The organism is Planctobacterium sp. AWM4_229, from assembly GCF_056160305.1.
Genome location: NZ_JBSWWX010000010.1, coordinates 118,986 through 138,989 on the forward strand (window position 1 = coordinate 118,986; position 20,004 = coordinate 138,989).

The 20,004-nt window shown below is 45.7% G+C and carries 22 protein-coding genes and 1 other RNA gene; 15 read left to right on the forward strand and 8 right to left on the reverse strand.

What is annotated here, in order from left to right:
- Positions 1-10: 10 nt before the first annotated feature.
- The 5 genes from mlaD (at position 11) to murA (ending at position 3,316) form a co-directional block, all read left to right on the forward strand.
- Positions 11-478 (forward strand): outer membrane lipid asymmetry maintenance protein MlaD, encoded by a 468-nt coding sequence (mlaD, locus tag ACXAGP_RS19875; RefSeq protein ID WP_475263408.1) that lies wholly within the window; start codon positions 11-13, stop codon positions 476-478.
- Positions 479-788: 310 nt separating this feature from the next.
- Positions 789-1,415: a phospholipid-binding protein MlaC gene (gene mlaC, locus ACXAGP_RS19880; protein ID WP_475263410.1), complete on the forward strand. Its 627-nt coding sequence runs from the start codon at positions 789-791 to the stop codon at positions 1,413-1,415.
- A 5-nt stretch (positions 1,416-1,420) separates the two neighbouring features.
- The gene (locus tag ACXAGP_RS19885; protein ID WP_475263411.1) at positions 1,421-1,732 is read left to right on the forward strand and encodes an STAS domain-containing protein; all 312 of its coding nucleotides are present in this window, start codon (positions 1,421-1,423) and stop codon (positions 1,730-1,732) included.
- A gap of 17 nt (positions 1,733-1,749) precedes the next feature.
- A complete protein-coding gene (locus tag ACXAGP_RS19890) occupies positions 1,750-2,013 on the forward strand; it encodes a BolA family protein (RefSeq protein WP_338291175.1) in 264 nt (87 codons plus the stop codon).
- 40 nt (positions 2,014-2,053) lie between these two features.
- Positions 2,054-3,316: a UDP-N-acetylglucosamine 1-carboxyvinyltransferase gene (gene murA, locus ACXAGP_RS19895; protein WP_475263413.1), complete on the forward strand. Its 1,263-nt coding sequence runs from the start codon at positions 2,054-2,056 to the stop codon at positions 3,314-3,316.
- A gap of 29 nt (positions 3,317-3,345) precedes the next feature.
- On the opposite strand, the gene ACXAGP_RS19900 is transcribed toward murA, so the two are convergent.
- From ACXAGP_RS19900 to ACXAGP_RS19910, 3 genes are all read right to left on the reverse strand, one after another.
- Positions 3,346-4,437, reverse strand: a complete 1,092-nt coding sequence (locus ACXAGP_RS19900) for a trypsin-like peptidase domain-containing protein (protein ID WP_475263414.1) — start codon at positions 4,435-4,437, stop codon at positions 3,346-3,348.
- A 103-nt stretch (positions 4,438-4,540) separates the two neighbouring features.
- Complete coding sequence (locus ACXAGP_RS19905) at positions 4,541-5,911, reverse strand: Do family serine endopeptidase (RefSeq protein WP_475263415.1); 1,371 nt, start codon at positions 5,909-5,911, stop codon at positions 4,541-4,543.
- A 73-nt stretch (positions 5,912-5,984) separates the two neighbouring features.
- Positions 5,985-6,416 carry a ZapG family protein gene (locus tag ACXAGP_RS19910; RefSeq protein ID WP_475263416.1) on the reverse strand — a complete coding sequence of 144 codons (432 nt, stop codon included), beginning with the start codon at positions 6,414-6,416 and terminating at the stop codon, positions 5,985-5,987.
- Between the two features lie 208 nt (positions 6,417-6,624).
- On the opposite strand from ACXAGP_RS19910, the gene zapE reads away from it, so the two are divergent.
- The 8 genes from zapE (at position 6,625) to ACXAGP_RS19950 (ending at position 13,213) form a co-directional block, all read left to right on the forward strand.
- On the forward strand, positions 6,625-7,722 hold the full coding sequence (gene zapE / locus ACXAGP_RS19915; RefSeq protein ID WP_475263430.1) for a cell division protein ZapE: 1,098 nt from the start codon (positions 6,625-6,627) through the stop codon (positions 7,720-7,722).
- 497 nt (positions 7,723-8,219) lie between these two features.
- Positions 8,220-8,648, forward strand: a complete 429-nt coding sequence (rplM, locus tag ACXAGP_RS19920) for a 50S ribosomal protein L13 (protein ID WP_338291180.1) — start codon at positions 8,220-8,222, stop codon at positions 8,646-8,648.
- 13 nt (positions 8,649-8,661) lie between these two features.
- Positions 8,662-9,054 (forward strand): 30S ribosomal protein S9, encoded by a 393-nt coding sequence (rpsI, locus tag ACXAGP_RS19925; protein ID WP_338291181.1) that lies wholly within the window; start codon positions 8,662-8,664, stop codon positions 9,052-9,054.
- Positions 9,055-9,357: 303 nt separating this feature from the next.
- A complete protein-coding gene (gene petA / locus ACXAGP_RS19930) occupies positions 9,358-9,951 on the forward strand; it encodes a ubiquinol-cytochrome c reductase iron-sulfur subunit (protein WP_475263418.1) in 594 nt (197 codons plus the stop codon).
- A gap of 1 nt (position 9,952) precedes the next feature.
- Positions 9,953-11,221 (forward strand): cytochrome b, encoded by a 1,269-nt coding sequence (locus ACXAGP_RS19935; RefSeq protein ID WP_475263419.1) that lies wholly within the window; start codon positions 9,953-9,955, stop codon positions 11,219-11,221.
- Complete coding sequence (locus tag ACXAGP_RS19940) at positions 11,221-11,967, forward strand: cytochrome c1 (RefSeq protein ID WP_475263420.1); 747 nt, start codon at positions 11,221-11,223, stop codon at positions 11,965-11,967. Before ACXAGP_RS19935 ends, ACXAGP_RS19940 begins: the two co-directional genes overlap by 1 nt.
- 133 nt (positions 11,968-12,100) lie before the next feature.
- Positions 12,101-12,733, forward strand: a complete 633-nt coding sequence (gene sspA / locus ACXAGP_RS19945) for a stringent starvation protein SspA (protein ID WP_475263421.1) — start codon at positions 12,101-12,103, stop codon at positions 12,731-12,733.
- Positions 12,734-12,760: 27 nt separating this feature from the next.
- Positions 12,761-13,213 (forward strand): ClpXP protease specificity-enhancing factor, encoded by a 453-nt coding sequence (locus tag ACXAGP_RS19950; protein ID WP_475263431.1) that lies wholly within the window; start codon positions 12,761-12,763, stop codon positions 13,211-13,213.
- Positions 13,214-13,617: 404 nt separating this feature from the next.
- Here the strand turns inward: ACXAGP_RS19950 and ACXAGP_RS19955 are convergent, their stop codons facing one another.
- From ACXAGP_RS19955 to ACXAGP_RS19970, 4 genes are read right to left on the reverse strand one after another with little or no spacing between them, the layout of a single operon-like run.
- Positions 13,618-14,187 carry a BON domain-containing protein gene (locus ACXAGP_RS19955; RefSeq protein WP_475263422.1) on the reverse strand — a complete coding sequence of 190 codons (570 nt, stop codon included), beginning with the start codon at positions 14,185-14,187 and terminating at the stop codon, positions 13,618-13,620.
- A gap of 12 nt (positions 14,188-14,199) precedes the next feature.
- The gene (locus ACXAGP_RS19960) at positions 14,200-14,793 is read right to left on the reverse strand and encodes a phosphoheptose isomerase (protein WP_338291188.1); all 594 of its coding nucleotides are present in this window, start codon (positions 14,791-14,793) and stop codon (positions 14,200-14,202) included.
- Between the two features lie 27 nt (positions 14,794-14,820).
- A complete protein-coding gene (locus ACXAGP_RS19965; protein WP_475263432.1) occupies positions 14,821-15,174 on the reverse strand; it encodes a YraN family protein in 354 nt (117 codons plus the stop codon).
- Positions 15,167-16,870, reverse strand: a complete 1,704-nt coding sequence (locus ACXAGP_RS19970) for a penicillin-binding protein activator (protein ID WP_475263423.1) — start codon at positions 16,868-16,870, stop codon at positions 15,167-15,169. Before ACXAGP_RS19970 ends, ACXAGP_RS19965 begins: the two co-directional genes overlap by 8 nt.
- 168 nt (positions 16,871-17,038) lie before the next feature.
- On the opposite strand from ACXAGP_RS19970, the gene rsmI reads away from it, so the two are divergent.
- Entirely contained in the window at positions 17,039-17,881 is an 843-nt protein-coding gene (gene rsmI / locus ACXAGP_RS19975; protein ID WP_475263434.1) for a 16S rRNA (cytidine(1402)-2'-O)-methyltransferase, read from the forward strand.
- On the opposite strand, the gene ACXAGP_RS19980 is transcribed toward rsmI, so the two are convergent.
- Complete coding sequence (locus ACXAGP_RS19980; protein ID WP_475263424.1) at positions 17,878-19,362, reverse strand: hypothetical protein; 1,485 nt, start codon at positions 19,360-19,362, stop codon at positions 17,878-17,880. The two genes, rsmI and ACXAGP_RS19980, sit on opposite strands and share 4 nt — an antisense overlap.
- A 127-nt stretch (positions 19,363-19,489) precedes the next feature.
- Here ACXAGP_RS19980 and rnpB point away from each other — a divergent pair.
- An RNA gene (gene rnpB, locus ACXAGP_RS19985) (RNase P RNA component class A) lies at positions 19,490-19,832 on the forward strand.
- Positions 19,833-20,004 lie beyond the last annotated feature (172 nt).

Sequence of the window (20,004 nt, forward strand, 5' to 3'; positions counted from 1 at the left end):
GAGTTTGAAAATGAATTCTCGCAAAATGGAAATTGGGGTTGGCCTGTTTGTTTCTTTGGCGGTGGCCGCATTTTTAATGTTGGCACTGAAAGTGGCGGATCAAGGCATGCAAGGCTCCGGGGATACTTACGAGCTCTATGCCAAGTTCGACAACATTGGTGGTTTGAAGGTGCGTTCAGCGGTAAAAGTGGGTGGTGTGATCATTGGTCGAGTGGAAGATATATCTCTGGATAAAGACGACTTCACTCCTGTAGTGAAGTTGGTCATTAGTCAGGAATACGCGGGTTTTCCTGATACCAGTTCAGTGTCCATCCTGACTTCTGGATTGTTGGGTGAGCAATATGTGGGTTTCCAACCCGGCTTCTCTTTCGATGGCATTGAGACACTGGAACCAGGTGATTTTATAGAAGATACCAAGTCAGCCTTGGTGCTGGAAGATTTGATTGGTCAGTTCCTGTTCAGCAGAAACGACGAATAATATACCCAAACTACCTCAAGATACTCGACTTCAGCGGGAGAATAAAAGGATTTAGGCAAGGTAAATTGGAGATGGCATGGTTGTTCTCACGTCGATACAATTTAACGCCGCATAAATGCTTTTAGGCCCCGCCCTTCGGGAGCTTCACAGCGCTTCCATTACTGTGTTGCACTTGTTTGAAAGGTAGCCGACATTCCTTCTCAAGTGCGCCTTGTATTGAAAGCGCTGTGATAGCTCTGAAGCAGGCATCTTGAGGTAGTTTGGGTATAGTTTAAAAAAATTACGATTTGAGACAGTAGAGGAAAGGTTAATGTGGTTTAAAAAGCTCGTATGGCTCTTGCTTTTTTCAGTGTTATCAGGGGCTGCCATGGCGCAGGAAAACCCCTATAAAATCTTGCAAGATGTTGCCAGTATCACCTTTGAGCGAATCAAAAACGAACAAGCTCAAATAAAGCAAGATCCTGAAATGCTTAAGGTTATCGTAGAAGAAGAGCTGCTACCTTATGTGGATTACAAATTTGCTGGCGCTAAGGTATTGGGTAAATACTTTAAGTCGGTTCCCAGAGAGCAAATTCCGGTGTTTTTTGAAGAGTTCAGAAAGTACCTGATTGCCACTTACGCGGTTGCGCTGGCGCAATACGAAGATCAGGATGTTTTGTTTGAGCCTGAGAAAGACTTCTCCGGTAAAAAAGCGGTAACGGTCAGAGCGGTCATCAAAGATGACGACAGACCTGATATTAAAATCGCGTTTAAAGTGAGAAGAAGCAGCAAGACCAAAGAGTGGAAAGCCTATGATATGGTAGCAGAGGGTATCAGCGTGTTGTCCAGTAAGCGCAGCGAATTTGAATCCGTTCTGCGCCAGGAAGGCATTGATAAAGTCATTGCCATCATGCAGGAAAAAAACGCTCAGAAAATTTCCGTCAAAAATGACGCATAAAAACCATGCTTAAACAAATCAAACAAGTCACTCTGACGTACGACAACGGGCGTTTGATGCCTGAGGGTAATCTAACCATTGAATCGGTTCCCGTGATTGATAAGCAGTTAAAGTCAATCTTACCCGGCCTCGACAAGCACGTGGTTGTGGATTTGAGCCACGCTACCAGCAATGATACTGCTGGGCTTGCGTGGCTGGTCAATCTAAAAGCGACGCTTAATCAAAAACGTATCCAGTTAACACTCGAACACGTGCCTGAATCGTTAAAAAAGCTGAGTAAACTCAGCGATGCTGATACACTGCTGGAAATTAAATAATCGACACAAGGTTAACTATGGATCCGCAACAAATAGAAGCGATTTTGAACGATAATTTACCTCTTAGCTTTGTTAAAGCTGATGGCGATGGTTCACATTTTCAGGTGATCGCAGTGGGTGATTGTTTTGATGGTGTTTCCCGCATCAAAAAACAAAAAATGATTTATGGACCGCTTCAAGAGCACATCTCCAGCGGTGCGCTGCATGCGCTTACTATTAAAACTTTCACTGAAGCACAGTGGCAAAAAGACAAAAAACTCATGTTTCCTGATTTAGGCTAATCTGCGCCTGCTGAAATTCACATCTTAAACTGGCTTTTCCATGGATAAACTATTAATCAGAGGCGGAATGCCTCTATCTGGTTCGGTGACCATCTCCGGTGCTAAAAATGCGGCATTGCCAATTTTGCTGGCAAGCTTGCTAACTTCAAAACGTTGTACCTTTACTAATGTGCCCTATCTGCGGGATGTCAACACCAGCCTGGCACTGTTACAGCAATTGGGTGCAGAAGCATTTCGGGCAGAAGATGGCAACGTCCATATCAATCCAGGAGCAGTCAACAGCCAAACCGCATCGTACGATTTGGTAAAGACCATGCGCGCATCTATCCTTGTATTGGGCCCATTATTGGCTCGATTTGGTGAAGCGAATGTCTCTTTGCCTGGTGGCTGTGCCATTGGTGCCAGACCTGTCAACCTCCATCTGGATGGCCTTGAGCAAATGGGTGCTGACATTGAGGTGGCGAATGGATACATTCGAGCGACAGTGGATGGCCGTTTAAAAGGCGCTCATATTGTGATGGACAAGGTTAGTGTTGGTGCCACCGAAAACTTAATGATGGCAGCGGCACTCGCCGACGGTGAAACCATAATTGAAAACGCGGCACGAGAGCCGGAAATTTACGATCTGGCTTTGTGCCTTGAGGCCATGGGGGCCAAAATTAAAGGCGCAGGTTCGGCCACCATCTCCATTATCGGACAGCCTGAACTTGATGGATGCCAGCACCGGGTGTTACCCGACCGCATTGAAACAGGTACTTTTTTGGTTGCTGCTGCTGCGACACGGGGCAGCGTGTTGTGTAAAAATGCCTCACCAGAGAGTCTGGAAGTGGTGCTCAGAAAGCTCAGCAAAGCGGGCGCTATCATTGAAACTGGAGAGGATTGGATCTCTCTGGATATGCAAGGAAAACAGCCACAGGGCATACAAATCAGTACTGCACCGCACCCTGGCTTTCCGACAGATATGCAAGCGCAATTTGTTGCCTTGAATGCAGTGGCGAATGGTACCGGTACCGTCACTGAAACGATTTTTGAAAATCGTTTTATGCACGTTCCGGAGTTACAGCGCATGGGCGCCGATATCGAACTGCAAGGCCACAGTGCCATTACTAAAGGCAACTCAAAACTGAATGGTGCGCCGGTTATGGCCACCGATTTGCGGGCTTCCGCCAGCCTGATCATTGCCGGTTTGACCGCTGAAACCGGCGAGACAGTGGTGGATCGCATTTACCATCTGGACCGCGGTTATGAAAAAATCGAGAAGAAGCTTCGTGCTTTAGGTGCTGATATCACCCGGATTAGTTGATCCGGGTTTCTACTTTTTACTAACGCGTATTAGCCGTTGCGTAAAACGGTATCAAAGTCGCCCACTTCTACGGGCACAATAATCGTTTCACCTTTGCGTTTGATTTCAAATTCCAGTGTCGTACCTGGCAGGGTATTAGATACAATAGATTGGACTTCAACAGCACTATTGATTTCCGTACCACCGACACTCATCAGTACATCACTCACTTGTATGCCGGCTCTGGATGCCGGGCTGCGATTCTCCACCGCAGTGATAATGACACCTGCAAGTTCGTGATCAACACCTTGCAAGCCAGCGTAGCCTCTGATCACTCGACCTTTACTGATGATATCTCGCATGACTTTTTTGGCCATTTGATAAGGGACTGCGAAAAATACACCGGGCACGTCTTTGGGCTGGCCACCTTCAAGGATTTTGTAATTGGCGTTGTTAATACCGACCAGGAAACCATTGCTATCTACAAGCGCGCCTCCCGAGTTGCCTTCGTTGAGTGTTGCGTCCATCTGAATAAAGTTGCGATGGGTAGCAATGCCCAGTTGGCTTACTTCTGAGCGGCCGGTAGCACTGATAATGCCTTGGGTGATGGTTTGGCCTAAATTATAGGGATTACCGATGGCGAGCACTAAATCACCCACCTGAGTTTTGTTCTCTTCCCCTTCTTCTATTTGCGGGATCACCGGTAGGTTATTAGCGTTGATCTTCAAAACCGCTAAATCGGTTAACGGGTCAAAGCCAATAACTTGAGCTTCATGAACTTTGCTCTGCTCCGCTACAATCACTTCTATGGTGTCTGCGCCGGCAATAACATGCAAACAGGTAAGGATATAGCCGTTTTCGCTCATAATAACGCCAGAGCCCAACGACGTGCGTTCTACCTCATTGTTTCTGAACATAGCAGAGCGACGAATGGTCTTTTGACTATAGATATTAACTACTGCAGGTGCCGAGCGGTTTATGGCCTCTGCAAAACTCACTTTTTGCGGCATGTCGCCGGGGAAGATATTTCTAACTTGCAGTTGATTGCCATTGCGCAACTGAGGGATCAGCGCCAGCAATATAACAGAGACAACTATACCCAAAAGGGTAGATTTGATAATAAACAAAAGTGAGTTTTTCAAGATAATCCCCGCAAATTTAGCGGGGCTAAGAATAGCATTGATTCAGGATGAATCAATAATGATGGCACTCGAGGGGCAACATGTACCCCTCGGTTAGAGTCTATTAGCGGATCACAACATAAAGTGATGAGCCACCGCGGCGGACATTTAATGCCAGTACTCCGCGGTCAAAGTCTGTCAGGTAACGACGCAGCTCCGCCACATTGTTAATGCGATTGCGGTTTATCCCGATGATGACGTCACCTTGCTCAAGGCCTAAACGGTCTGCATAAGAACCCGCAGCCAATTCAGTCACTTCGACACCGGCTTCACCACTTTCAGTTTCGCCATCGGCAAAAGTCGCCCCTTGGAAGGCTGGGTGAATATCCTGTGCTTCAACATTGGATTCATTAGAATCATCCAGCACTACAGAAACTGTTTTTTCTTCGCCTTCGCGGATAATACCAATTTCCACTTCAGCACCGGCACCCAGAGTCGCGATTTTAGCGCGCAATTCACTGAAGCTGGAAACTGCACGACCGTTCAAGGAAACAATCACGTCACCGGCTTTCAGACCGCCTTTATCGGCTGCTGAGTCGGGTGATACCTGGCTTACGTAGGCGCCTTTGCTAACGCTTAATTCCATTGCTTCGGCAAGGCCTGAATCCACATTGCCGCCAGTTATGCCTAGCAAGCCACGACGAACCTCGCCAAACTGAATTAACTGGTCTACCAGGTTTTTCATCATGTTACTGGGGATAGCAAAACCGATGCCGACATTGCCGCCAGTGGGTGCCACAATGGCGGTATTGATACCTACCAGTTCACCTTTTAAGTTTACCAGAGCACCACCTGAGTTACCGCGGTTGATAGCTGCATCCGTTTGGATGTAGTTCTCAAGTGCGTTGATCCCCAACGCTGAAGAGCGACTTAAAGCACTGACGATACCTGATGTTACGGTTTGTCCAATGCCGAATGGATTGCCGATAGCAACAACAAAATCACCGACACGCAGGTCGTCTGAGTCGGCTAGTTTAACATCGACAATGTTGTCTGCTTTAACTTGCAACAGAGCAATATCGGTATCTTTGTCTTCGCCAAGTTTTTTGGCTTCTAATTCTCGGCCGTCGCTCAAGAGTACGGTGATTTCATCTGCGTTATCAACAACGTGGGCGTTGGTTACGATATAGCCTTTTTCAGCATCGATAATGACGCCGCTGCCAAGGCCGGTGAAGGGTTTTTCCTGCACCTGCTCTCTGGGCGAGTTTGGTCCGTAAAAATAACGGAACAAATCCGGTACACGCTGACGGATTTTTTGCGTGCCTTCCACTGAAATGCTTACCACGGCCGGTGTTGTCTTTTCCAGCATTGGTGCAAGCGTGGGAACTTCTTCGTCTCCGAAAAAGGGCAGTGCAGCATGGCTGGTAGAGGTTATAGCTACCATTAAACTTAGGCTTATGATGCGAGTCCAGCTGGACCAGATGCGCTTCGTCATAGTTTATTTTTCTCCAATGAATTAACTCTCATAAAGACTGTGGTGATGCGCCTAAGTTCAAAAACCCCTTGCTCTAAGATGTTTCAGAATGTTTTTTAGCGTCACCCGCGAATAAACCAGATTGTCCTTCGGAATAGTCTAAAGGCTGATAATCCGTTTTCCGTACTTTTTTGGGTTCTTTCTTCTGGGTTTTCAAGTGCAAAGTGGCTTGTTGATGGAAGTATTCCAGTTGATTTACATCTTTATCAGCGGTGGTTTCATCCACAACCACTTGATAGTGATTGAGCTGTTCTGCCAGCAATGCGCATTGCTCTTGAATTTTATTGATTGAATTTTGAGTTTCGCTAATGTGCAGGTTAGCCTGCTCAGCCATGAGTTGCTTCTCTGATTTTTCTTTTGCTTCTTCGCTAGCGTTAGGGCGCTTGGTTTCAAACAGGCTTTTCCCGATAAACACACCGATACCAATACCCGCAACTAACAGTAAAATTCCGATTAACCAGTCCATACAAATACCTCGCTAAATGCTCCTTTGAGCATAACACAGTTTTAAAGAGTCTCAGGCAATTATGCGACTGCAAGGGTGTTTCAACAAGCCGGACTTCTGCTAAGTGCATATTAATTGCGCGTTAGTGTGCATTTTTTATTTGTAAGCGCATATAATCGGCCTCCATTAATGTCACCTAAACGCGTAGGAACGTTCTGATATGTTGCAAATGACTCCCTGGGAAAAGTATCAACTCGATCTTAAATCTGATGATTTTCATTTTGATCCCGCTCAGGAGAATGCTGTTAAAGAACTGCAACGTCTTTACGATGAACTCACCCACCCGCAACAAAAGAAAACCTGGCGAGTCAAAATCCAATCGGTGTTTGGTAAGGGCATGAAAAAGCCCACGACACAGGGTATCTACTTCTGGGGGGGAGTAGGGCGAGGCAAAACCTATCTGGTGGATACTTTTTATGATTGCTTACCCGGTAACCGCAAGATGCGAGTACACTTTCACCGCTTTATGCATCGAGTGCACAGTGAGTTGAAGTTACTGGCGGGAAAATCCGATCCGCTAAAAATCGTGGCCAAACAATTTGCCGATGAGACAGACATTATTTGTTTCGATGAGTTTTTTGTCTCGGATATTACCGATGCCATGATCTTGGGGACTCTGATGGAAGAGTTATTCGCTCAAGGCATTGTATTAGTGGCCACCTCAAATATTGAGCCGCAAGGTCTGTATCGCAATGGATTACAGCGAGCTCGCTTTTTACCAGCAATAGATTTGATTGAACAGAATACCCGAATCGTGAATGTCGATAGCGGAGTTGACTATCGTTTGCGCACTCTGGAGCAGGCAGAAATCTATCATTTCCCATTGGACAAGGCTGCTGAAGAAAACCTGCATCGTTATTTCGGTCAGTTAGCGCCTGAATCTTGTGAATACGAAACGGCGCTGAATATTGCCGGACGACAGGTGGAGGCCATTCGCAATGCTGATGGTGTGGTGATGTTTGAGTTTGACGTTCTGTGTGGTGGCCCTCGAAGCCAAACCGATTACATGGAAATCAGTCGTTGTTATCATTCGGTTTTACTGGCCAATGTGACGCAGATGAGCCAGCAAGTTGATGATATCGCCAGGCGCTTTATTGCCATGGTTGATGAGTTTTATGAGCGCAATGTCAAACTTATTATCTCTGCGGAAGTGGCTATTGATGAGCTCTACACCGATGGGCAGCTATCCTTTGAGTTTAAACGCTGCATCAGCCGCTTGAAAGAAATGCAATCTCATGATTATCTGGCGACACAACATCTACCTTGAGTTGTAGCTCGACATTGAGCGCCATGGAAGGCGTGAATGTCTTTTTGCAGGGAGCAAAAAAAGACGATGTCGACAACGATGGAAGAACAGACCTCAGTTGTCCGACTCGCCGATTTATTGTTCCCGACAAAATCGGCATACATTACATCCGTGTAGCTAAACTCGAACCTACAGTTGGTTTTTGTAGGTCGAACTTTAGTTCGACAATGATGCTTAATTCAACCGCCTGCGTTCGACTGGCGGATTTATTGTTCCCGACAAAATCGGCATTCACTACCTCCGTGTAGCTCAAGCCGAACCGCGATAGCAAAAAAGCTTAAAATTTAAGCGTGCTTTTACGGATAAAATCTGTATAATTCGCGCCCTGCCCGTTAATGGCGCAATGGAATGTGTCGCAATTGAACTGACTCGAAGGGGTTTTTTGTTCAATTTTATGGCGACTGTTATCAATTTGAGATAGCAGATTTTTTGAATCCGATCTTTTTGGGTAAAGATTAATGAAAACTTTTGTAGCAACACCAAGCACGATTAAGCGTGAGTGGTTCGTGGTAGACGCCACAGACAAAACTTTAGGACGTTTAGCAACTGAGATTGCTCACCGTCTGCGCGGTAAACACAAGCCAGAGTATACTCCTCACATGGATACTGGCGACTACATCGTTGTAGTTAACGTTGAAAAGCTGACCGTAACTGGTAACAAAGCTCAAGACAAAATGTACTACGCGCACACTGGTTATCCGGGTGGCCTGAAAGAGACTAACTTCTCTAAGTTACAGGCTAAGAAGCCAGAAATGATTTTAGAAAAAGCGGTTAAAGGCATGCTGCCTAGAGGTCCTCTGGGTCGTGCAATGTTCCGTAAATTGAAAGTTTACGCTGGTGCTGAGCACAATCATGTAGCTCAACAACCTACAGTGTTAGATATTTAAGGAGCATAGGATAATGGCTGTAAATCAATATTATGGTACTGGACGTCGTAAAAGCTCTACTGCACGTGTTTTCTTGCGTGCGGGCACTGGTAACATCGTAGTTAACCAACGTCCTCTGGATGAGTTCTTCGGTCGTGAAACGGCTCGCATGGTTGTTCGTCAGCCGCTTGAGTTGGTTGAAATGACTGACAAGTTTGACCTGTACGTTACTGTTAAAGGTGGCGGTATCAGTGGTCAAGCGGGTGCTATCCGTCACGGTATTACTCGTGCATTGATGGAATTCGACGAAACTTTACGTCCTGCACTGCGCAAAGCTGGCTTCGTTACTCGTGACGCTCGTCGCGTTGAGCGTAAGAAAGTGGGTCTGCATAAAGCACGTAAGCGTCCACAATTCTCCAAGCGTTAATTTTTCGCTATTTGTCAAAAACCCGGCTCTATGCCGGGTTTTTTGTTTTTATTGCTACAATTAAGCCAACGCGATTTTCATTAATTTTAAAGCAGCCGTAGTCGAGTTTATTGGCAACAGCCTTGTTCAGATCATGAAATGTCGTTTTATCGGCCCTAATTCGTTGTTTTAGCCATGAATTCCTTGTGTTAAGTGTGGTTTTTCTTTTATCATTTTGGCCGACTTGGAAAAGCTTTATATTTGCTTACAAATATCAGGCAAGAAAACAATAACTCACTATATCCGACCTCTGGAGTAAAGTGGATGAGCAATGCGCCCGTAGATAATGGCCGGCGTCGATTTCTGACAGTGTCTACCTGTGTGGTAGGTGGTGTTGGTGCAGTCGGAGCTGCCGTACCTTTTATCGCTTCTTGGCAACCCAGCGCGAGAGCCAAAGCAGCAGGTGCTGATGTGGAAGTAGACATCAGCAAATTAGAACCCGGTCAACTTATGCGAGTTGAATGGCGTTCAAAACCCGTGTGGATAGTTCGCCGCACACAAGAGGTTTTGGATGCATTGGCTGGGCATGAGGATCAATTACGAGATCCTAATTCAGAAGTTGAGCAGCAACCGGAATTTGCCAAAAATCGATATCGTTCATTGAAAGAAGAATATTTGATTTTGGTGGGGATCTGTACTCACTTGGGTTGTTCTCCCCAACACCTGAAAGACGGTGCTTTCGCTGAGTATGTTGAAGGGGTTCCAGAAGGCTTTTTCTGTCCTTGTCACGGTTCTAAGTTTGACATGGCTGGCCGCGTATTCCAGAGTGTTCCTGCACCTTCAAACCTGATGGTTCCGCCTTATCAGTTCCTGGACGACAACCGCGTGTTAATCGGTTCTGAAGCGGAGGTAGCATAATATGTTTAAGAATCTGCTAGATTGGATTGAATATCGCATTCCTATGATGCGCGTGGCAAACATGCACGCCATTCAATACCCAGCGCCAAAGAACATGAACTTCTGGTACGTGTTCGGCTTCCTCGCCACCATCGTACTGGTGAATCAGATTGTTACTGGTATCTGGTTAACCATGAACTTTGTACCTACCGCTGAAGGCGCGTTTGCCTCCGTTGAATACATCATGCGTGAAGTGGACTACGGTTGGATGCTGCGTTATATGCACTCCACGGGAGCGTCCGCGTTCTTCGTTGTGGTTTACATGCACATGTTCCGCGGCATGATCTATGGTTCCTACCAAAAACCGCGAGAGCTCATCTGGCTGTTTGGTATGTTCATCTACCTGGCTCTGATGGCTGAAGCTTTCATGGGTTACGTGTTGCCTTGGGGACAAATGTCCTATTGGGGTGCTCAGGTTATCGTATCCTTGTTCGGTGCAATTCCCGTTGTGGGTCCTGATTTGGTTGAATGGATTCAGGGTGACTACGTCATCTCTGGTGCTACATTGAACCGCTTCTTTGCCTTGCACGTTATTGCCTTGCCATTAGTGATTGTTATCCTTGTGTTTTTGCACATTGTTGCATTGCACGAGGTAGGTTCGAATAACCCTGACGGTATTGACGTTAAAAAGCCAAAAGGCACTTTGGCGGAAGATGAAAAAACCGACTTTGAAATCCACGAGTACTACACTAATCGTTACGATTACACCAAAGATGTGATCCCATTCTTCCCGCACATTGTGTTGAAAGATATGGTGGCTTTCTGCTTCTTTTTAGCTGCATTTAGTTATGTCATGTTCTTTAATCCTGACATGGGTGGTTACTTCCTGGAGCATCCTAACTTTGAAATTGCCAACCCTTTGAAGACGCCTGAGCACATTTTCCCTGTTTGGTACTTCACACCGTTCTACGCCATTTTGAAGGCGGTTCCAGATAAGCTATTTGGCGTAATCATGATGTTTGCTGCCATTATTGCTTTGGTATTGCTGCCGTGGATAGACAGAGGTAACGTACGCTCCTGGAGATATCGCTGTGGTCTGCATAAGTGGAACCTGATTGTATTTGCCCTTGTCTTCATTTTCCTGGGTTACTTAGGTGGTACCCCACAAGAAAACTGGAAGATTACCGCATCTCAAATTGCCACCATTATGTATTTCGGTTTCTTCGTATTATTGTGGATTTACAGTAAAAACGAGAAGACTAAGCCGCTGCCAGAAAGGGTGACCAAATAATGATAAAGCAAATTAAAACAACCCTTATTGCATTACTGATTGCTGTTCCGTCTGTTGCTTTTGCGGCGGGCAGCAAATATCCGCTAGATCACGCTGACTATGATTTGACAGATAAGGCGTCGCTGCAAAATGGCGCGAAACTGTTCATGAACTACTGTCTGGGTTGTCACCAGATGCAGTATCAGCGTTATCAGAAGTCTTTTAGCGATTTAGGTATTCCTGAAGAGTTAGGTGAAGAGTACTTGCAGTTCACTGGTGAAAAGGTGTCTGACTATATCAAGTCTGCTATGCCTGCTGATTCAGCCGCTAAGTGGTTTGGGGCTCCACCACCAGATTTAACGCTAGTAGCACGTGTACGCGGTGCCGATTGGTTATACACATACCTGAGAACCTTTTATGTTGATGAAAGCCGTCCATTTGGAGTCAACAACATGGTATTCCCGGAAGTTGGTATGCCGCACGTATTGCAAGAGTTGCAAGGCACGCCGTCTAAAACCAGCGAGCAGCGCATGGTTGATGGTGAAATGGTAGACCGCTATGTGGGCATCAAAAGTGATGGCACCGGTGAGTTAAGCGAATCTGAATACGATGCAGCCGTATTGGATCTGGTTAACTTCATGGTATACGTAGGTGAACCAATGCAACTGGAGCGAAAAGCTACCGGTAAATGGGTGCTGATGTTTATCTTGGTATTCTTTATATTTGTTTACCTGTTGAAGAAAGATTATTGGCGAGAAGTGCATTAATTTTTCAACAATTCGTGTAGAATAAAAAAGGGGCAACGCTGCCCCTTTTTGTGTTTAATGTTGAGAGTTAGCGTCTCACTTTACTGACAGGTCTTCTGTCAGAGTTTGGATTGAGTTTTTTGGAGGATATTGAATGGCGGTTGCCACTAACAAACGTTCAATTATGACGTTGTTTTCGGACACTTTAGATATTTACAGTCACCAGGTGCGCATCGTACTCGCTGAAAAAGGTGTCGCAGTCGAAATTAATTACGCAGATCCAAATAATCTGCCTGAAGACCTTCTGCAATTAAATCCATACGGTACCGTGCCGACCTTGATTGATAGAGAGTTGGTGTTGTACACAGCGCATATCATTATGGAATACCTTGACGAACGATTCCCTCACCCTCCGTTGATGCCGGTATACCCTGTGTCACGTGGTCAGAGTCGTCTGATGATGCATCGCATTGAAAATGACTGGTATACCATTGCACACAAATTGCTCAAGGGCGAAGGTGATCTGGAAGCCCAGCGCAATGAACTGCGTGAGTCAATTTTAGCTTTGGCACCTTTGTTTGCTGAGCAGCCTTATTTCATGAGTGAAGAGTTTAGTTTGGTAGATTGTTATCTTGCTCCATTATTATGGCGTTTACCTGCACTGGGTATTGAATTAAACGGCAATGGCAGCAGAGAAGTGAAAAACTACATGAATCGCGTTTTTGAGCGCGAATCATTCAAAGCTTCACTGACTGATCAGGAACGTGAGATCCACAATCCATTGTGATGGTGAATAAGGTCAGCTAACGTGAATATGACATCTAATCGTCCTTATCTAATCCGTGCCTACTATGAATGGATAGTGGATAACAATCTGACTCCACATTTAGTTGTGGACGCCACCTTCAGTGGTGTTGTCGTACCTAACGAATACGTTAAAGACGGTCAGATTGTATTAAATGTGTCACCTTCAGCCTGCGGTAATTTGCAGATTGGGGATATCGACATAGAGTTTGATGCTCGTTTTTCTGGTGTTCCACGTCATTTGATTGTTCCGGCAAGTGCGGTTCTGGCTATTTATGCTCGAGAGAACGGCGCAGGCACTATGTTTCCAAGAGAAGAGAAGCACAGTCAGGGGCCCAAAGTGGAAGATGACCTGGATACACTTAAGGCGGAAATCAGAGAGCTGAGTGATGGTGACCATGACGGTGATGATGAGCCGCCTAAACCCCCCAGAGGGCGACCCACGTTAAAAGTAGTTAAATAAAGAGGCGCAATCGCGCCTTTTTTATTGCCGGGAAAATATCTTGGAACTAATACGTGTGAAACTGATAAAGCTGATGCCGTTGCGATGGCTGTTTTTCTTGCTGTCGGGAATGTCATTTGTGGCTATTTGTACGCTGATTTTTGCTGCGCAGTCGAATTCAGATAAATGGTTATTGCCCTCAATACTTTTGTTCGCATGGTGTAGTACTTTGTCCCTGACGTTGACAGGGTATCGCTATCTGGAATTTAGTGAGCAACCAAAAGGTTTATTGGCGCGGGTGAGATGGACGTTTTGCAAGGGATTGATAAGACTGCTTGAAGTACTATTAGTACTCAATTGTGCTGCATTATGCTGGTTAACCGTCAGAATGCTTGGAATGCTCTGAGAGCATCCCGAGCTTACTATTATCCGTTGATTTCCAGGATATTAAACACTTTGCTGACGCCCCCGATATTCCGGGTCACCTCAACGGCTTTGCGTGCTTCCGCTGCAGATACGATCCCCATCAAAAACACCTCGGAATCTTCTACTACTACATCCAGCTTAAGCGAGTTAACTTCTTTTTCGGTTAACAGATTCGCTCTTATCTTATTGGATAACCAAACGTCATGGGCTTGAGTGCTAATGGCAGTATTATTGCTGATCCTCACCTGATTATGCACCCTGGCGACTCCTGATATGGCACTGGCGAGCCTTTCTGCTTCCGCTTTCAAGTTGCCATTCTGTGCTTGTCCTGTAAGTAACACAGCGCCATTGTAGACATGAACGTTGATATTGGCGTTTTGTTTTAAAGATGGCATCTCCGACAGTGCCTTTTTGACTTTAGACGCTATAGTGGTGTCGTCTATCTGGGCACCAATTGTTCTCGGATCTTCATTGACGCTAATGGTACTCACTGCTGCCCCTCCAACTATGACAGCAGCGCAGCCAGAGAGCATCCATGTTACGCCAAGCAACAGCAGTATAGGTTTCATTGAGCTTACCCCTTATTCGTCGTGATGTGCCGGAAATAAACTGTCATCGATCACTTCACATAAATTGTGAATAACCAGCAGGTGCACTTCCTGAATCCTGGCTGTGCGATTGGAAGGCACTCGAATTTCAACATCATTTGCGCCTAACAATCCTGCCATTTCGCCTCCATCCTTGCCGGTAAGCGCAATGATCTTCATATCTCTGCTAACTGCTGCTTCCATGGCGCGTATCACATTGCGGGAGTTACCGCTGGTGGAGATTGCCAGTAAAATATCGCCAGCTTGTCCTAGTGCTCTGACTTGCTTAGAGAACACCTCGTCATAGCTGTAATCGTTGGCAATAGAAGTGATGGTGGATGGATCCGTGGTTAAGGCCATTGCGGGTAGACTGGGTCTGTCGCGCTCGTAACGATTGAGTAATTCTGAAGAGAAGTGTTGTGCATCACCAGCAGAGCCACCGTTACCACAGCAAAGTATTTTATTGCCATTCATCAAAGCCTGAACAAGAATACCACCGGCTGTCAAAATGACTTCTGGTAGTGTTTCTGCCGCCGCGATCTTGGTTTGAATACTTTCTGTAAAGTTAGCTTTAATTTGTTCGATCATGTTGTTCTCTGTTTATACTCATTAGTATTATACGTTTTTATGCCAATTGATTTGCTTATCATTGATGGCCAGTAAATCTATCCTGAAGCTGGTTAGTTCAGCATTCATCTGCTTTTCAGCAAGCCAAAACACTATCGCTTTGTGTAATTTTTGTTGTTTAGATTTGGTATACGACGCTTCAGCATCGCCAAAGTTTCTATTGAGTTTAGATTTAACTTCGACAAATACCCATTGCTCCTGTTCTTTAAAGATAAGATCAATCTCTCCCCAACGGCAATGATAGTTTGCGGCAACAAAGGTTAATCCCTGCTTAATCAGATAATTGCGCGCTTTTTTTTCAGCCCAAATGCCATTGAGCCGGGCTTTCATTCCGCTAATCACTGGCAATAACTTTGATTCCCTGTTCACTAAACTGGGCGGCGCTGGTACGACGATTAATCTGATGTGCAGCATTTAAAGTTATCTGGCCGGTAAGGCCCTGCCATGACTGATTTGGTAGGTTGGCTAAAAGTGGTAAATAGGGGGCCATATTCAAAGCGTCGTAGCCCATTGCGAACAACCGTTGCAGCGCGTCACGTCGACCAGGCCAAAGCTGATCAGCTCGTTTACGCAGCCCGGAGTAGACTGGGCTATCCAACATCCATGGCATTTCAATAAAATGCAGATTACGCAAATCTCGAAAATCATTTTCGCTCAAATTGCGGCTGAAGCTGCGCGAAGTAGCATACACCGGAATAATCGCTGAAAAGGGACTAGTACTGGCTTCGATGAGAGGATTGATGAGCTCCGTTTGGGTGGCGTTGGCAAAAATAATAATGGCATCAATATCGCGACGGTTGCGCTCAAAACTATGCAGTTCAGGTTTCAGCAAATTACTGATTTGGCGAACTCTGGCTTTGCTATCGGTCAGGGCCAATTTATCGTTTACACCTCGGCGGACTGCGTTATTGTCGGAGAACTCCAAAGTAACTGGCAGGGTTTGCTGCTTCTCTTGCCAGGAACTGACAAAGGCATCTTTCATACGCTGATAGGTTGCGGAATCCGCGGCAATGATCATTGGATGTTTGATACCTTGATTGGCAAGGGAACTTGCTAGCTGTACAGCTTCATCCTCCGGCGCCAGAGAGTAAAAAAAGTGCTGTTCTTCAGCGGCATCTATATCTGCTCGATTTAAAAATAGTACTGAGATGCCTTGGGGTATAAGCGGTTTAACTTGTTCAATATTGGCTTTAATCAAGGGCCCGATGATGAGCTCTGTACCAGAAAAGTCGAGGCTCGAAGGTGGTTCATTGAGCCAGTTTGCCGTATCGATAAATGTTAGCTGTCTGTTTGTGTAAAACTCAGTAAAGTTGGCAGCGAGTATGCCTTCTTTGATGGCTTCGCCTTGCGCTTTTAATTGTCCGGACAAGGGCAACAATACAGTAATGTTTTTATATTGAGGCAAGGTTTGCACCATAATGCTCTGTAGCGGTTCTGGTAATTGTTGCGCAAAATTGTGGCTGGCGAACCTTGCTTGCCAGTTGAGTATGTTTTGTTTGGCCTGAACAAAGTCTCTGCTGAGTTGACGTTGAAGCTGCATTAGTTGTAACACCGGATTTAATACACTAATTTCAGCGAGGTGTTGGCTAATCTCATCATCCGATAAATTGAGCAGTAACTGCCATATTTGCAAGTCAACTTCTCTGCTCGGTTCGCTACTCATTTGCAGCGAATTTGCCGCCAACCAAAAGCGCTCAGTTTGTTGATAGGCCTGCATCAATAACCGATGTTTCTGTTGCATGTAATCGGAGTTGTCAGGAATCTTTTTCAGCCAGCGCTCTGCCTCTTTGTATTGTTGCAATTCCAGTAAGCATGTTGCTTTAACCATAAGCAGCTCGGGTTCAGAAGCTGTGGTACTGTATTTTGCATTGACAAGTTTGGCGATTTCTAATGCTTTTGGGCAGCTATTCTCAGACACTAATGTGATTAGCTGTATTAAATCTCGGGTGGGATCCTCTGCCTGTTCGGCTCGCGTTAACAGGTCCTCTGGAGAATAGCGGACTTCTGTGGGAACCTGCACAGGTTGCTTTTTACTCACGGTTGTCGGGGGAGTACTAGTACTCCCGCATCCGGTGATTAACAATAGCAACAAGCTGAAAGGCAGAATTTTGTTATACAACCTGAGCACTCACTTTATTAAATAGCTACATTTTCTGCTTAATAGTTTAAAATGCGTCATCTTGCATTACAACATCAGACCTCAGTTATGGCCAAAACCGGACAACTTTTTATTGTCGCTACCCCCATCGGAAATCTCAGTGATATCACTCATCGTGCCATAGAGGTATTAAATACGGTTGATATTATTGCTGCTGAGGATACTCGCCACAGTGGTCGTTTATTGCAGCATTATGGCATTAAAACCCGGTTGATCGCATTGCATGAGCACAATGAAGTGCAAAAGAAAGCTTGGGTGGTGGAACAGTTAAAAGCGGGGTTGGACATCGCCTTGATCTCTGATGCTGGTACGCCGCTTATCAGTGATCCTGGTTATCCATTAGTAAATACTTGTCGAGAGGCCGGATTGGTAGTGACGCCGGTTCCTGGCGCCTGTGCAGTAGTGACAGCATTGTGTGCCTCTGGCTTGCCCACTGATGCGTTTCAGTTTTGCGGCTTTTTACCGGTTAAAGCACTTGCCAAAGAAAATGCATTAAATGCAATTCAGGATACTCGTAGTACCAGCATTTTTTATGAAGCGCCAAGACGGATCAGAGATACGCTTGAGACTATTTCGCGCTGCTTACAAGCCGAGCGCCAGCTAGTGGTGGCGAAAGAACTCACCAAGAGCTTCGAGCAATTCTTTAAAGGCACTGCGCAGCAAGCGCTGCAATGGCTGGATGAAGAGCCACAAAGAGAGAAGGGAGAGTTTGTGTTGTTAATTGGCCCGGCTGAGCAAAACGATAGTGGTATTCCACCGGAAGCGGTAAAGCTACTGTCCAATTTAACACCGCTAATGCCGGGTAAAAAAGCGGCCGCGGTGGTGGCTGAGCATTACAAACTCAAAAAGAACGACCTTTACAAATTAACGCTCGACCTAAAAGAGGATTAATTCTTAAAGGTATTCACTTTATTCCACAAGTTTTGGGTGCGGGTAAAGGAGAAAAAGTCCTGAGGATGCCAGCATCTTGGAATGAGGTCGGTATCATCACCTTCTTTAAAATCGGATTTTAGTTCTTTGAGTATTTCCACGAGTTTGGTTTTGCTGACTTTTTCCAATTTTTTGCGGGTCGCCGGATAAAACAAGTTATTGGTTTTGCTGATAACGTGATTGATGGCAAAGGCGTTAAACTGCAATCCTCTTGTGGCAACCCGACAAATAGGCACGTCTAATTGTTTTGGGTAGAGCGAGTTCACCACCGCATATTCGTACCTGTCCAAATCAAAGCCATCGGAGTCTTTAGGGATATAAACCACACCAAATCCCTGTGGGAATATGCCTAAGATTTCAATCAGTGATTCAGACACTTCTTTGTTGTAGGCGCCCACTTCGGCTCCTCTTTCCATTACCGCATTAACGCGAGGCAATGATTCATAGGCGTAGTTCGCTTTGGTGGACATCACCACTGAGCAATACACTTGCGGTACTTTCAGCAAGTTGCCGATGCCGTCGCCGGGGTTAATGGCGCTTTTCAACAGGTTGCGAATAAAGAGCAGCTTTTTCTTTTCAGTTTCTACGAAAAGGTCTCTTTCTTCTTTACTGTTGCCTGCATATTTTTGCATGCCCAAGCCTTGGGTCACAAATTTCAAAGACTGGGTATAGTTGATTTTTAACAGGTTATTTCGGTCTTCTTTCTCCAGCATCCGAAACTCATCTTGATCACCATCTTCGCCCCGTAAAATAAGGTCAGCATCAGGGTGTACCTGGCCGATGTCTTGGCAAAGACAAGCGATAATAAGCGGTATTTCAACATCATTGCGATAAGGAGATTGCTCTATTTCTTTATCTTCCTTATCTGCCATAAAATCAACGTTGTCTCGGTATTTGCTGCTGATGTATTGATCGCTGATTTTTTCTTTTTGCACCAAATGATGGACCAGCTTTATTGCCAGAATGGCTTTGTATAAATGCTTGGTTTTTTGGTTCTGGCGAGCGACATCGTTGCCTTCTGTGGGAGAGAGCAGTTGCAGCGTGCCTAAAGCCCGGGCAACGTTGCTATTAAACTCCTCATCGTTTTTGCCTTGCAAAGTAGACATTAAATCCCGGGCGAGTTTGAGGACTTTGTCCAGGCGCTCATAGCGCTTTTCATCCAGTTCTCGTTCAATATCTTTGTAGGCGATTTCCAGCGTATCTTTTTTCTGGTTGAGCTTTTTTAATTTTTCTTCATCGGAGGTCATGTCGATGGCATCGTCGACATCATCTATCTGGCCTTGAGCGAAAGCCAGGCGTTTCTCATTTTCGGGGGCTTCAGCATAAAAATCCGCAGCAATTTCGAATAATGAATCACGAACAGGAGAAGCGCTGTAAATACGCTTTAAAATATCTTTTAGTAGTCGGGTGTGGGAGGCATCTCCCTGTTGTCCCTTGCTCATTCGCAGTCACTTTCAGTTTTTACTTAAACCAGTTTAGTGCAGTTTTAGCATTTTGCGAAACACTAATTAAAACAAGGGCTTTGATATACCACTTGGTTAAAGTTGCTTTTGACTGTAGAATCTCGCCCGAGCTGACCAGACAATCGCCGCCTGCTTTGCAGGGGGAGGAAAGTCCGGGCTCCACAGGGTAGGATGCCAGATAACTTCTGGGCGGTGTAAGCCGACGACAAGTGCAGCAGAGAGAAGACCGCCTCAGCAATGAGGTAAGGGTGAAAGGGTGCGGTAAGAGCGCACCGCGCACCTGGTAACAGTGTGTGGCGAGGTAAACTCCATCCGGAGCAAGATCAAATAGGGTTCCTTATGGCGCGACCCGCGTTGGAACCGGGTAGATTGCTTGAGCCTGTGAGCAATTGCAGGCCTAGATGAATGATTGTCCACGACAGAACCCGGCTTATCGGTCAGCTCCCCAATAATCGAAAACCCTGATCTCGTATCAGGGTTTTTTATGGACAATCACTGATGAATGATTGTCCACGACGGATTATCTATGACAGAGCAGCGGCTTATCGGTCAGCTCAACAAATTTTGTAGGTCGACATTTATGTCGACGACGGTGTAAGAACTATCCTCCATTGTCCGACT